The 14,071-nt window shown below is 72.0% G+C and carries 13 protein-coding genes; 10 read left to right on the top strand and 3 right to left on the bottom strand.

Annotation, left to right across the window (positions count from 1 at the left end; genetic code table 11):
- From EUA98_RS19920 to EUA98_RS18300, 8 genes are all read left to right on the top strand, one after another.
- The coding region (locus EUA98_RS19920) for a hypothetical protein (RefSeq protein WP_207219155.1) at positions 1–687 on the top strand (687 nt) is incomplete at its 5' end.
- Positions 684–2,213 carry a hypothetical protein gene (locus EUA98_RS18330; protein ID WP_130104134.1) on the top strand — a complete coding sequence of 510 codons (1,530 nt, stop codon included), beginning with the start codon at positions 684–686 and terminating at the stop codon, positions 2,211–2,213. The genes EUA98_RS19920 and EUA98_RS18330, both read left to right, overlap by 4 nt.
- Before the next feature lie 127 nt (positions 2,214–2,340).
- Positions 2,341–2,967, top strand: coding sequence for a TetR/AcrR family transcriptional regulator (locus EUA98_RS18325; protein ID WP_130104133.1), 627 nt, complete (start codon positions 2,341–2,343; stop codon positions 2,965–2,967).
- A gap of 268 nt (positions 2,968–3,235) precedes the next feature.
- Entirely contained in the window at positions 3,236–4,729 is a 1,494-nt protein-coding gene (locus EUA98_RS18320) for an APC family permease (RefSeq protein WP_165372905.1), read from the top strand.
- A 29-nt stretch (positions 4,730–4,758) separates the two neighbouring features.
- A complete protein-coding gene (gene aguA, locus EUA98_RS18315; protein ID WP_130104131.1) occupies positions 4,759–5,856 on the top strand; it encodes an agmatine deiminase in 1,098 nt (365 codons plus the stop codon).
- Between the two features lie 214 nt (positions 5,857–6,070).
- On the top strand, positions 6,071–7,081 hold the full coding sequence (gene ptcA / locus EUA98_RS18310; RefSeq protein ID WP_130104130.1) for a putrescine carbamoyltransferase: 1,011 nt from the start codon (positions 6,071–6,073) through the stop codon (positions 7,079–7,081).
- A 10-nt stretch (positions 7,082–7,091) separates the two neighbouring features.
- The gene (gene arcC, locus EUA98_RS18305; RefSeq protein ID WP_130104129.1) at positions 7,092–8,030 is read left to right on the top strand and encodes a carbamate kinase; all 939 of its coding nucleotides are present in this window, start codon (positions 7,092–7,094) and stop codon (positions 8,028–8,030) included.
- Between the two features lie 136 nt (positions 8,031–8,166).
- Positions 8,167–9,372 carry an aminotransferase-like domain-containing protein gene (locus tag EUA98_RS18300; RefSeq protein ID WP_242511706.1) on the top strand — a complete coding sequence of 402 codons (1,206 nt, stop codon included), beginning with the start codon at positions 8,167–8,169 and terminating at the stop codon, positions 9,370–9,372.
- A gap of 17 nt (positions 9,373–9,389) precedes the next feature.
- On the opposite strand, the gene EUA98_RS18295 is transcribed toward EUA98_RS18300, so the two are convergent.
- From EUA98_RS18295 to EUA98_RS18285, 3 genes are all read right to left on the bottom strand, one after another.
- Positions 9,390–9,818 (bottom strand): hypothetical protein, encoded by a 429-nt coding sequence (locus EUA98_RS18295; protein ID WP_130104128.1) that lies wholly within the window; start codon positions 9,816–9,818, stop codon positions 9,390–9,392.
- Between the two features lie 108 nt (positions 9,819–9,926).
- On the bottom strand, positions 9,927–10,454 hold the full coding sequence (locus tag EUA98_RS18290) for a GNAT family N-acetyltransferase (protein ID WP_242511704.1): 528 nt from the start codon (positions 10,452–10,454) through the stop codon (positions 9,927–9,929).
- Between the two features lies 1 nt (position 10,455).
- On the bottom strand, positions 10,456–11,301 hold the full coding sequence (locus EUA98_RS18285; protein ID WP_130104127.1) for a class I SAM-dependent methyltransferase: 846 nt from the start codon (positions 11,299–11,301) through the stop codon (positions 10,456–10,458).
- Positions 11,302–11,456: 155 nt separating this feature from the next.
- Between EUA98_RS18285 and EUA98_RS18280 the strand changes: the two genes are divergently transcribed.
- Together EUA98_RS18280 and EUA98_RS18275 are read left to right on the top strand one after the other, a co-directional pair.
- On the top strand, positions 11,457–12,998 hold the full coding sequence (locus EUA98_RS18280) for an AAA family ATPase (RefSeq protein WP_130104126.1): 1,542 nt from the start codon (positions 11,457–11,459) through the stop codon (positions 12,996–12,998).
- Positions 12,999–13,161: 163 nt separating this feature from the next.
- Positions 13,162–14,071, top strand: a 910-nt coding sequence (locus EUA98_RS18275) for a HAMP domain-containing protein (protein ID WP_165372904.1), incomplete at its 3' end; no start/stop codon positions are given.

Raw genomic sequence — 14,071 nt, 5'->3', positions numbered from 1 at the left:
GCCCGGCGGTGGGGCCTGCCCGACGACGACGCCGCCGTCGTGCTGGCCGCCCGGCTCGCCGCCGCCGGCAGCCCCGGATCCGACGCCACGGCCGACGCGGCGGCGCTCGGCGAACGCCTGCGCGCCCTGCTCGCGCCGGCGTCGGGCCTGCCGCTCGTGTGCACCGGGACGCTCCCGCCGGTGGCCGCGGCGCCCGACCTGGACCGGGACTGGCTCGAGGTGGTCGCGGCGGTCCGGCCGGCGGTCGCCCGGTTGGAGGCGCACCAGGTGCAGGCACCGTGGCCGGCCGCGGCGACCGACCCGGCGCGGCTGTGGACCGTCCCGGCGGCCTCGCAGCGCGACGTCGTCGTGTACGGCCCGGCCGCCGCGGCCGCCGGGCCGGTCGGGATCGCCCTCCTCGACGACTGGGCCCAGACGGTCCCGAGCAGCAAGCACACGACCCACGCGGCGTTCGGGTTCGACGCCCCCCGCGCCCGCGCGCAGCAGGCCGTGCTGCTCGCGCTCCCCCCGGACGAGCGCGAACCGCTCACGGCCGACGCCCTGCCGGGGGTGGTCCTGTCCACCCGCGACCTCGCCCGGGCGCGGATGGCCCAGCCGGACCAGCTGGGGGCCTGGGCGCTGGCGGTGCCGACGTCGATGGTGCTCGCGGCCGGCCCGGCGGGCACCGACCTGAGGGAGCCGTCATGACCTGGGAGCACTTCCGCCGGCTCGAACCGGTGCCGCCGTACACGGACGTGCAGCGCGGCTTCGCCGCGGAGGTCGCCGACCCGCTGTGGCTGCTCGGGCGGCAGTGGCAGGTCGGGGAGCACGCCGGCGAGGACGCGTCGTCGCCGGTGCTCGTCGAGATGCAGGTCGCGCACACCCCGCTGGGGGCGGTGGCCGGGCTCGACCCGACCGTCGTGCCCGCGGAGGCGCTGCTCGAGGGGGCCACCGACGACTGGTGGACGATCGGGCGCCGGATCCGGGTGGGCCGGGCGATCACGGCCGGGCTGACTCCCCAGGAGCGCGCCGCCGCGGCGTTCGGCGCGCTGCCGGCGCCGTACGGGGACGCGCTGGTGGGCGAGGTCGACGGGCTGGCGGCGCATCGCCTGGGCCTGGTGCCACCCGGCGATCCCGCGCTCGACGGGTTCACCCCGCGCCCGGACTTCTGGCAGGCCCAGACGCTGACCTACGAGGCGGAGGTTCCCGTCGGCGGCACGACGCTCACCGTCTCGGGCCACGACGGCGGCGACGTCGACTGGTACACCGCCGACGCGCCCGCGCCGCTGCCCGCGCCGGAGTTCGCGGTGCGGCAGGTGATCCCCTCGCGGCTGCAATACCCCGGTGCACCCGCGCCGCGGTGGTGGCAGATCGAGGACTCGGCGGTCGACATCGGCGGCTTCCCGCCCGACCGGGCCCACCTCGCCACTGCCCTGCTGATCGAGCTCGTCACCGACCATGCCAACGACTGGTTCACCGTGCCCGTGCCGTCGCCCGCGCCCCTCGCGCCCGGCGAGACCGCCCCGCCGAGCTCGGGCGTGGTCGTCACCCTGGCCGGGCTGCGGGTGAAGGACGGGTTCGACGACTGGTGGGACCTGTCGATCCCGCCCGGCGACGAGGACCCCCCGGCCGGCCCGGACGAGGCCGCCGGCCCGTGGTCGCTGTTCCGCACCCGGGGCCTGGACCGGTCCTCGCTCGTGGTGTGGCCCGCCGCGACCACGCCGCTGTCCGGCCCCGCGCTCGACGACGTGCTGCTCGGCATCGACGAGGACGCCAACGTGATGTGGGCCGTCGAGCTCCGCGCGGACGGGATCGACCTCGCGCTGTCCGCCGACGCGACCGCTGCCCTGCTCGAGACCCGCCGTACCCAGACCCGCCGGTTCAGCTACGAACCCTCGACGACCCTGCCGGAGCACTGGCACCCGTACCGGATCGAGAACCGACCGGCCCCGTCGGGGCGGATGTTCGTCCAGGGCCTGGTCGCCGACCTCAGCCAGAGTCCGCCGGTGCCGCGCGCCGCGGCGCGCTCGGAGCTGATTGGCGCCGGCGCCGGGCACGAGCTGGCCGCGAGCGCGGTGCCGAACCAGGGGCTGCGGCTGGAGCGCCGGTTCTCGCTCGCGCGCGGCACGGACGGGCGCCCGGTCCTGTGGCGCCAGCGACGGCGGATCCCGTTGCTGTCCGGACCGGTCTCCCACCTGCGGTTCGACCTCCTGCGCGAAGGGGAGCCGGAGTAGCCGACCCGGGTCCCGGCCGGCAGCGGCGGTAACCTGGACGCCGTATCCCGGTGGCCAGGGGTGCACGGTCGCGGTGGCTGGCACGAGCCGGGGCGCCGAAAGGCGTCGACAACGGGAGCGAACCACGATGGGCGAGACGCACACGTCGACGACGCGGGGCGGGCGGCCGTCACGGACGTTGACCGGGGAGCGCAAGCGGGAGCAGATCCTCGATGCGTCCGTGCAGGTCTTCGGCACCGGTGGCGCGGCCGCGGTGACCCACCGTGCGGTCGCGAAGGTCGCTCGCGTGCCGCTCGGCTCGACGACCTACTACTTCACCGACCGCAACGACCTGTTGCTGCAGACCATGGCCCACGCCCGGTCGGCCGAGGCCATCCGGCTCGCCGCGATCGTCGAGGCGCTCGACGGGGAGCTGACGGTCGACCGCTCGGTCGAGGTGCTGACCGAGATGTTCTTCGACAAGACGGTCGCGGACCCGCTGTACGACCTCGCGCTGTTCGAGATGTTCATGGAAGCGACCCGGAACGTCACCGTGCGCGACGAAGCGCGCGAGTGGTCGACCATGATCGGCTTCCTGGTCGACCGCGTGCTGCCCGCGAGCGACCCCACCGTGCCGCGGGCGACCGTCGTCCAGATCGTCGCGTGCCTGGTGGACGGCCTGATGCTCGAGGCCGTGTCCAACGGTGAGCTGACCGTCGCCGACCTCGCCGAACGGCTGAAGATCGTCGTCGAGCGGTTGTGCGTACAGCCCTAGCGAGACCGCTTCACGTGCCTGACCCGCGCCCGCCACGTCGAACGCCGTCGGGCCGGCGAGCGGCAGCGGAACCACGCCCCGAGCGACCTCGAAAAGGTCTCTCCCGGGCGGCGGGACGTTGGTCCCTAGGTACCCCTGTCTGCAGATGTACTTTTGTACAACATCGAAGGTTGTACGTTTGTACATGTCGGGTGGATCCCGGCCTCTGCGCGGCGTCCGGCGTCCGAACAGCTCGTCCAGCGGTATGCCAAGCAAAGGAGCAGCAGCAATGACCGTGCAGACAGACAGGCCTCCGACAGGCGCCGACGACGGGACGACGGGGCGTCCGACCTTCCGGATGTTCGACATGGTCCTGTTCTCCGTGGCCGCGATGCTCCTGCTCTCGCAGCTGACCGTGACGGCCGCCGTCGGGCCGACCGCGATCTTCTGGACCGTGGCGATCATCGTCGTGTTCTTCGTCCCCTACGGCCTGGTCACCAGCGAGCTCGGCTCGGCCTACCCGGACGCCGGCGGCATCTACGCCTGGGTCGTGCGGGCGTTCGGCAACCGCTGGGGCAGCCGGGTCTCCTGGTGGTACTGGCTGAACGTGGGCCTGTGGGTACCGAGCGTGTACCTGATGTTCTCGGGCGCGATCTCGTCGATGTTCTTCGGCGGAGACCTGAACTTCTGGGTCCAGGTCGCGATCACCGTGACCCTGATCTGGATCAACTACTGGGTCAACGTGCGCAGCCTGAAGACCGGCACCTGGGTGTCCAACCTCGGAGCCGGCATCACGATCGCCGTCATCATCGCGCTCGCCATCGCCGGCGGGATCTACGCCTCGGCGCACGGCTCGGCGACCTCCTGGACGATGGACACCGTCATCCCGACGGACGCGCTGCCCGCCTTCATCGCCGCGCTGCCGATCGTGATCTACAACTTCCTCGGCTTCGAGCTCATGTCGTCCGCCTCGACGCAGATGGCCAACCCGCAGCGCGACGTGCCCAAGACGATCTTCATCGCCGGCGTCCTCATCGGCGGGTTCTACCTCATCGCGACGGTCGGCATGCAGCTCATCCTCCCGGCCGACGAGATCTCCCAGACCACCGGCCTGATCGACGCCCTCCGCCACGGTTTCGGCGACTCCGCCGTCGCCAACGCGGTCGTGACCATCCTCGGGATCGGCGCACTGTTCTGCTTCTTCGCGAGCCTGGTGCCGTGGACCATCGGTGCGAACATCGCCGCCGCCGAGGCCGCCCAGCAGGGTGACCTGCCGAAGGTGTTCGCCCGGACGCACCCGACCCGCGGCACCCCGGTCGGCGCAGCGATGCTGTGCTCCATCGTCGGGACGGTCTTCACCGTCGGGTACGCGGGGTTGTTCTCCCTGACCGACGGCGCGATCGACGACCTGTTCTGGAACCTGTTCGCCTTCTCGTCGGTCATCTTCCTGCTGCCGTACATCGTGATGATGCTGGCGTTCGCCAAGCTTCGGCACATCGACGCGGACCGGCCGCGGCCCTATCGGGTCCCGGGCGGTCCGGTCATGACGTGGCTGATGACGTGGATCCCGGTGGCCCTGCTCGCGGCAGCCGCGGTGTTCTTCGTCTGGAACCCGTACGACTACTCGCTCGCGGTGACCGGGTCGATCCTGGTCGGCCTCGTCGTGACGGTCGTCTTCCAGGAGTACTTCTGCGCCAGGTCGCCCGAGTGGACCCGCCAGCGGGCCATCGAGCGTGGCGAGGACCCGGACACCGCCAGCCAGTTCGCTGACGCGCACCTCTGACCTGCTTCGATCTCGAAAGGCTGCTTCTCATGACTCGCACTCTCGATTCCACCCCCGCGGCCGACGGCTACCGGATGCCGGCGGAGTGGGCGCACCACAGCGGTTGCTGGCTGATCTGGCCCGAGCGCCCGGACAACTGGCGCCTGGGCGGCAAGCCGGCGCAGGCCGTGTTCGCCCAGGTCGCGGAGGCGATCGCGGGCACGGAGGCGGTGACCGTCGCGGTCTCCGCCCGGCAGTTCGACAACGCTCGCAGCGAGCTCGGCGAGCACATCCGGGTCGTCGAGATGTCCAACGACGACTCCTGGATCCGGGACTGCGGCCCGACCTTCGTCGTGAACGACGCCGGCGACGTGCGCGGCGTCGACTGGGACTTCAACGCCTGGGGCGGCCTCGTGGACGGCCTCTACTTTCCCTGGGCGGCCGACGACGCCGTGGCGCGCAAGGTCCTCGAGATCGAGGGAGCAGCACGCTACAAGGCGCCGTTCGTGCTCGAAGGAGGGTCGATCGACGTCGACGGCGAGGGCACGCTCCTGGTGACGGAGGAGTGCCTGCTGTCCGCCGGGCGCAACCCCGACCTGACCCGGGAAGACCTCGAGACGCTGCTGCGCGACCACCTCGGAGTCGAGGTCATCATCTGGCTGCCGTTCGGCGTCTACCTCGACGAGACGAACGGGCACGTGGACAACTTCTGCCGGTTCGTCGCGCCCGGCAAGGTCATGCTCACGTGGACGGACGACCCGACCGACCCGCAGTACGACCGCTCGGCGGCCGCGCTGAAGGTCCTCGAGAACGCCGTCGACGCCCGTGGCCGCACGCTCGAGGTCGTCAAGCTCCACCAGCCCGGCCCGATCTTCATCACCGACGAGGAGTCCGGCGGGGTCGACTCGATCGCCGGCACCCTGCCGCGGGAGGCGGGCGATCGGCTGGCCGGCTCCTACGTGAACTCGTACATCGGCAACGACGTCGTCGTGCTGCCGGTCTTCGACGATCCGCACGACGACGCGGCGGTCGCTGCGTACACCGAGATGTTCGCGCCGCGCCGGGTCGTCACGGTCCCGGGCCGGGAGATCCTGCTCGGCGGCGGCAACGTCCACTGCATCACCCAGCAGCAGCCCTCGGGCCACTAGTCGACCGGGGGCGCCCGTCCCCCACGGGCACCCCCGGTCCTCCCCCGCTCCTCCACACCCCCCCGGCACGACCTTCCTCGGTCCCTGTCGCCCGTTCGCCGGCGACCGACCGCGCCTCGCCATGCCTCCACACCCTGCCCCCGCATCCTGCCCCCCGCACCATGCCCCCAGACGCGCCGCACGCCCCCGCGTCGACCCCGAGAAGGAGACGATCATGACCGCACGCAACTTCATCGACACCCAGGACCTCACCAAGGAGGAGGTGCTCGACATCGTCCATCTCGGCCTCACTCTCAAGCGGTGCGTCGAGGTCGGCTACTTCCCGCCGCTGCTGCACGGCCGCACCCTCGGGATGATCTTCGAGCAGTCCTCCACACGGACCCGGGTCTCGTTCGAGACCGCGATGTCGCAGCTCGGCGGGCACGCGCAGTACCTGGCGCCCGGCCAGATCCAGCTCGGTGGGCACGAGTCGATCGAGGACACGGCCCGCGTGCTGTCCCGGTTGGTCGACGTCGTCATGGCGCGGGTCGCGCGGCACGCGACGGTCGTGGAGCTCGCGAAGCACGCGACGATCCCGGTGCTCAACGGCATGTCCGACTACAACCACCCGACGCAGGAGATCGGCGACCTCATCACGATGGTCGAGCACCTGCCGAAGGGCAAGCGCCTCGAGGACTGCAAGGTGGTCTTCGTCGGCGACGCCACCCAGGTCTGCGCCTCCCTGATGATGATCACCACGAAGATGGGCATGGAGTTCGTCCAGTTCGGCCCGGAGGCGTTCCAGCTCCGCGAGGAGATGCAGGCGATCGGTCGGCAGAACGGCGTCGTGTCGGGTGGCAGCGTCTTCGTGACCGACGACGCCCACAAGGCTCTGGAGGGCGCGGACTTCGTCTACACCGACGTCTGGTACGGCGACTACGAGGCCGAGCTGGGCGAGGAGGCGCGCCTGGCCGCCTTCATGCCGAAGTACCAGGTCAACCCCGAGCTCATGGCCCTGGCCGAGCCGGGCGCGAAGTTCATGCACTGCCTGCCGGCCACCCGCGGCGAGGAGGTCACCGACGAGGTCCTCGACTCGGAGATCTCGATCGCCCTCGACGAGGCAGGCAACCGGCTCACGGCTCAGCGCGCGCTGCTCGTGTACTTCCTGCGGCCCGAGGTCGCGAACCCGATCAAGGTCGACGCAGCGAAGGCGGAGCTCGGGACGCTGCTCGCCGGAATCCTGTAGGGGTCCGCCGATGTCACGCATCGTGATCGCCCTGGGCGGCAACGCCCTGGGCAGCACCGCGGCGGAGCAGCGCGCCTGCATCGACGCGGCCACCCCCTCGCTCGTCGGGCTGATCGCCCAGGGGCACGAGATCATCGTGTCCCACGGCAACGGTCCGCAGGTCGGGGCCATCAGCCTCGCGTTCGAGATCGCGTCGCAGCACACCGATCGGGTGGCCTCCATGGACCTGCCCGAGTGCACCGCGATGAGCCAGGGGTACATCGGGTATCACCTGCAGCAGGGGATCGCGAAGGAGCTGCGGCGGGTCGGCATGCCCTGGCACGTCGCCTCCGTCGTGACGCAGGTGGAGGTGGCCGCCGACGACCCGGCGTTCGCGCATCCGACCAAACCGATCGGCGGCTTCTACGACGAGGCCGCGGCACGGGCCCTGATGGCCGGTCGGCCCGGCCTCGTCATGGTCGAGGACTCCGGGCGGGGGTGGCGGACCGTCGTCGCGTCGCCCCGCCCGGTGGACATCGTCGAGCGGGACTCGATCCTCAACCTGCTCGATCACGAGTTCATCGTGGTCGCGTGCGGCGGAGGTGGCATCCCGGTGGCCAGGGACGAGGCGGGCGAGCTGCACGGGGTTCCGGCCGTCATCGACAAGGACTTCGCCTCCGCGAAGCTGGCCGAGGTGGTCGGGGCGGACGTCCTGTTCATCCTCACGGCCGTGGACCGGGTCGCGATCGGCTTCGGCACCCCCGAGCAGCGCGACCTGGAGAGGCTCGACCTCGCCGAGGCAGAGCGCTACCTGGACGACGGGCAGTTCGGCGCCGGTTCGATGGCCCCCAAGGTCCAGGCGGCGATGGAGTTCGTGGCCAGCGGACCCGGGCGGACCGCGGTGATCTGCTCGCTGGAGAACGCGCCGCTCGCGATGAGCGGTCAGAGCGGGACGGTGATCCACCGGTAGCGGTATCTCGCCGACGCGTGGTCGGGGGCTGCGCTAGTCTTCGACCACGCACCTCGACCAGGGCAGTCCCGCCGCGCCGCCACCGCGAAACCACCGCCCGCGGCAGCGCACCCCGTCTGACCCTCGAGGATCCGTCATGACCGCCGCGACCCGCCCCACCACCCGTCCCACCACCCGCCTGGCTGCCCGGATGGGTGGCGTGGCCAGCTCTCCCGTGCGCGAGCTGCTCGCCCTGACCGCACGGCCCGAGGTCATCTCGTTCGCCGGGGGCCTGCCGGCCCCGGAGCTGTTCGACGTGGCGGGGCTCCGCTCGGCGTTCGACCACGTGCTGACCGGTCCGACCGCGCGGCGCGCCCTGCAGTACGCGCCGACGGAGGGCGACGTCGACCTGCGGACCGTCGTCGCCGCTCGCATGACGGGCCGCGGGCTGCCCACCGCGGCGGGGGACCTGCTCGTCACCACCGGCTCGCAGCAGGCCCTCGCGCTGCTCGCGACCGCGCTGCTCGACCCGGGCGCCGTCGTCGTCGTCGAGGAACCGACCTACCTGGCGGCGCTGCAGTCCTTCCAGCTGAGCGGCGCGCGGATCGTCTCGGTGCCGGGCGACGACGACGGCGTCGACCCGGTGGCCCTGGCCGAGGTGATCGCGCGGGAGCGGCCGACCCTGCTCTACCTCGTGCCCACGTTCGCGAACCCCACCGGCCGCACCCTGAGCGCGCGGCGGCGCACCCTGGTCGCCGAGCTGGCCGCCGCACACGACTTGTGGGTGATCGAGGACGACCCCTACAGCGAGCTGCGCTACCGGGGCGACGCGATCGCCCCGCTCGCCGCCGAGCCCGCGGCGGAGGACCGGGTCATCCACCTCGGCAGCTTCTCTAAGATCGGCGCCCCCGGCCTACGTCTGGGGTGGCTGCGCGCCCCCGCGCACCTGATGCCGGCGCTCGTGGTCGCCAAGCAGGCCGCCGACCTGCACACCTCGACCGTGGACCAGGCGGGTGCGGCGCGGTGGCTGGCCACGACGGACCTCGACCGGCACGTGCGGACGCTGTGCGACGTCTACCGGCAGCGGCGCGACACGATGCTCGCCGAGCTCCCCATGGCCTTTCCTGCGGGCAGCACCTGGAGCGACCCCGACGGCGGCATGTTCGTGTGGGTCCGCCTGCCGGGGGACGCCGACACGGCCGACCTGCTGCCCCGCGCGCTCGAGCGCGACGTCGCCTTCGTGCCGGGTGCACCGTTCTTCCCGGGCGAGCCGGACCGGTCCACCCTGCGGCTGTCGTTCACCACGCAACCGCCGGACCGGATCGTCGAGGGCCTGCGGCGGCTCGGCGGGCTCTGGGACTAGCGCAGGGAGTCACTCATTCACGGTACGGGCACGACCGAGAGCGTCGAGATCCAGTGCTGGAGAGGCTGGTACGGGACGCGCTGCCGATAGGGCTCGCGGCCGGCGACCGGGACGACGAGCTGCAGACCGTAGAAGGGTTGCAGCCAGTCTCGAACGAACCGCAGTCGTCCGCCGCGCATGCCGATCTGCGCGTCTCCGGCCAGCAGTGCGTCGACCAGCGCGAGCGTCTCACAGCGGGGAATGTCGAAATCGACGCACTGCTCGACGGTGACGGTGTCCTCGCCGTCCGCGAACAGGTGGACCTCGACGCACGGCAGGCCGCGGAAGACGACGACCGCGTCGTCGCGTGGCCCATCGATGGGGTCGGCGTCCTCCCACGGATCGACTTCCGGGGTGGGGTCGGGGGTGCGCCGATGAGCGGTGCCGACTGCCCACAGGTCCCGCACGGTAGCTGCGGTGTTCCGGCTGGGTGACACGGTTTTCACCCTATCGGGGCCCCGCACGTGAGACCCGGGAAAGCGATGCGGATCCGCGAAACAATGCCCTCCGCGGCATCACGAATCTCGGGCCTGCGGCGAGGACGGCACTGAGGCGAGCGACTTGGCGAACCAGTGCTCGGCGTAGCGGTCCGCATTGAACGCGGGAACCTCGTCGTACCCGAGGGTGGCGTACAGGCGGCGGGCCTCGACGAGATCGTGGCGGGTGTCCAGCCGGAGCACCGACCGTCCATGAACGCGCGCGAGCCGCTCCAGCTCGCCCATGAGTGAGGCACCGAGCCCCCGGCCGCGCGCGTGCGGTGCGACGAAGACGCGACAGACCTCCCCGACCCCGTCGGGCAGCAGCCGCAGGGCCGCGCACCCCAGGACGAGATCACGCCGTCGGACGACGACGAAGAGGCCGCGGGGCGGCGCCAGGTCGTCGCTGGGGTCGTCGAGGAGGGCCGCATCGATCTCGTCGGGCGTCGCCCGGCGGCCGTAGTACGTGCTCGCGACGTCGTCGATGTACGACCGCAGGATCTGGCGCGCAGCGGTGTCGTCCGGCGCGACGATCTCGAACTCGATCGCCTCCCGTGCCAGGTCCACGTCAGCGCACCTGACCGTGTGCGAGGACGACCGCCGTCGGGAGGTGGAGGAGTCCGTCGGCGGCGAGGTATCGACGGCTGAGCCGGTCGTAGTGCGCCTTCATGCGCGCGACGACGTCTGGGGGCTGCGCCTCGACGATCCCCCCGATCGACGCGACACCACGCGCCGGACCGCTCCACCACACCTCCGCGTCCACCCGAAGCACGAACCGCACCGTCGCAGCCTGCACGTTCGTCAGACCGGCAGCCGTCAGGAGGCGCCCGAGCCCGTCCGGGCTGCGCCCGAACTCGCTGGCCGGCGCGAGGGGTGGAGCGGGCACCGGCGCGACCCCAGCGTGCTCGACGACGTCGTCCCACAATCGGTGCAGCTCGGTGGCAGGCCGGGGCCAGACCGTCACGGCCACCCTGGCCCCCGGGCGCGCAACCCGCGCAAGCTCCTGGGCGCCGGCGAGCGGGTCGCCGACGTGGTTGAGAACGAAGTTCGCGACGACGGCGTCGAACGCCCCGTCCGGGAGGTCGAGCTCGGGCAACGCCCCGTCGAGCACCTGGGCGCCCGGGGCGGAGCGGCGCGCCAGGCGCCGCATGTCGGGGTCGGGGTCCACGGCGGTGACGTGGGCACCGCGCCCGAGAGCGGCGGCAGCGACGGCACCGGTTCCGGTTCCGGCATCCAGAAGATTCGTTCCGTGCGCGACGAGCGCCGCGTCGAGCAGCCGCTCGATAGGGAGCGCGCACAGGAGCCCGAACGTCTCCGCGTACGCCTCGGCGCGCCCAGCCCAGGCGCGCCGCTTGAGCTCGTCGTAGGTGGTGGCGGGGAGCTGGCCCTGCTCAGCGGGAGCGGTCGGTGGCATGCGCCCACTCTGCCCGTCCCGGCGGATCCACGTCGCCGACCGCGAATCGGCGACTCGGATGTGATCACGCCGGGAAGCTCCCGCGATCCCCATAAAGGCGGTCAATTCGATGCCCTTTCCCCTACCGTGGCCACACCACCACGAAAGGGAATCCGATGGGGAGCTCCGCGAGTTTCGGCTGGTTCGCCTACGCACCGCTCGCACCGCGGGCCGCGACCGCCCCAGATCCCATCACCGGCGAAGGCCAGCCCGGCCGTCCCGAGCTGGCCGACGTCGGACGGCTGGCTCGGCGCGGGCTGCGGTCGATCGTCCGCACGGCCCGCGCCGACCTGGCGCCGACTCTCGCGCGGCGTTTGCGGGCGCACCTCGGCGAGGTGGCGTCCGACGTCGCCGTGGTCGAGGAGTCGTGGCGGGGCTACGACCACGTGAACGTCCAGGCGGGGCTGGACGCCTGGCTCGCGGAGCCGGGCCGCCAGCACGAGGTCGTCGGCATCACCGGGTTCCAGCACCGCGAGTTCGGGCTGGCGGACGTGCTGTCCGGAGCCGGTCCCGGCGATCCGTACGGGCCGCGTCCGGGCAACGTCGCGACCGTCAATGCGGCGTGTGGACCGCGTGGCGAGGTCCGGGCATGCGTCGCCTGCGCGCTCTACCTGATCACGGACGGCGTGCGGCTCTCGGCCCTGCTGCTCCGCGGACCGGAGCTCAACGGCGCCCACGACGGTGTCACCCTGCAGGTCGTGAGCACCGAGCCTGGTGCGTCCGCCGCCATCGCGGCCCGGGTCCGCGAGCTCACCCTGACCCACAACGTGTTTCGCGGTCAGGTCCTGTCGTTCGGGAGCGAGGTCTTCGGACCCGGTCAGACCCTTGCGCACTTCCATCCCCGGCCGGCCCTGGACCGGTCCGACCTCGTCCTGCCCGACGGGGTGCTCGACGCCGTCGAGCGCCAGGTCATTGGCGTCGCCCGCCACCGCGGTCGGCTCCTGGCCAGCGGCCAGCATCTCAAGCGCGGCCTGCTGCTCTACGGTCCGCCCGGAACGGGCAAGACCCACACGGTGCGGTACCTGCTCAGCTGCACGCCCGGAGTCACGGTGGTCCAGCTGACGGGCTCGGCCCTGCACCTGATCGCGGAGGCCTGCTCGGTCGCCCGAGCCCTTGAGCCGGCCATGGTCGTCATCGAAGACGTCGACCTGATCGCCGAGGACCGCGGCGCGTTCCCCGGCCAGCACCCGCTGCTGTTCCAGCTGCTCAACGAGATGGATGGGCTGACCGAGAGTGCCGACGTCGTGTTCGTCCTCACCACCAACCGGGCCGATCTGCTCGAGCCGGCGCTCGCTGCCCGGCCCGGCCGCGTCGACCAGGCCATCGAGCTCGGGCTGCCGGACCTCACCGCCCGGCGCGCGCTCCTCGAGCTGTACCGCTCGAGCCTGGACCTCGACGTGGACTACCTGGACCGGGTCGCCGAGCGGACGGCGGGGGTCACGGCATCGTTCCTCAAGGAGCTGCTGCGGCGCGCCGCCGTCCTGGCCGCGGAGGCCGACCGGGGACCCCACGGACCCACCGACGACGACGAGCACGCCAGCGAGGCACCAACCCCGGTGACGGTCACGGCCGACCAGCTCGACAGCGCCCTCGCGGAGCTGCAGGCGACCCGCAACGCCATGACCCGCATCGTGCTGGGCTCGGCGTCCCCCACGTAGCACCCGCTATACCCGGACAACCCGGCGGCCCATCTGGGTACGAAATGTCGCCGACCGGTCGATAGGGCCTGTGATGAGGGCCGCCAACCGGCCTCGAGGCAGGGCCGCACGGTCCGCCCCTCCCGCAGCGGCGATGTGTCGCCGTCGACGAAATGGGCTTGGCTTGCGCAATCCACTGACCTTCCTGTCCCTCGGCCGCAGGCTCGCTGCCGCCTTCGCGGTCCTGTGCGTGCTCCTCGCGATCGTTGCCGCGGCGGGCCTCAACGGCTCGAGCCGCCAGCGCGCGGTAGCGCAGCAGACCACAGCACTGCATGAGCTGCGGACCGATGTGCTCCAGCTGCGCTACCTCGACGCCGACGTGAGCGGATGGCAGGCGTACGTGTTCGTCGACGCGCTCGTCGCCGGTCCCGCCGCCGCGGTTGCGGCCGACAACTCGACCCTCATGGGCCTGAACGAGTCGCGAGCGGCGGGCGACGCGCTCCTGATCACGCTCAAGGCACATCCCTTGACCGAGCCCGAGCGGGTCCTCGTGGACTCCCTCGAAACCCAGTGGGCGGACTACTTCGCCCTCACCGACTCGATGCTGGACCTGATCGCAGAGGGCACCGGGCCGTCCCTCGACGCCGCCCACGAGATCTTGGAGGGTGGCCTCGACACCTCCTGGGGCGACCTGCTCGACACCACTTCCGAACTTCAGGCGAATGTGGACGTCCGGATCGCAGCCCTGGACGACGACGCCGTCGCCGCCTCGTCAAGCGCGCGCCTGCAGGTCATCCTCGCGGGTGTCCTCGCGGTCCTGATCGCGGTGGGACTCGGCACCGGCATCACACGGTCGATCGTGCGCCCGCTCCGGAAGTGCATCGTTGCGCTCACCGCGATGGCCGACGGCGACCTCACCGTCGCGGCCGACATCCCGAACCGGGATGAGGTCGGCGACATGGCTCGCTCGCTCGCCCGCGCTCAAGCGTCGCTGCGCGAGACCCTCACCGGGGTCGGGGAGACCGCGCAGACGGTGGCGGCGGCCGCCGAGGAGCTGTCGGCCGCGAACTCGCAGGTCACCTCCGGGTCGGAGG

The organism is Pengzhenrongella frigida, assembly GCF_004168625.1.
Lineage (GTDB): Bacteria > Actinomycetota > Actinomycetes > Actinomycetales > Cellulomonadaceae > Pengzhenrongella > Pengzhenrongella frigida.
This window is presented reverse-complemented; position numbering and strand designations above follow the sequence as displayed.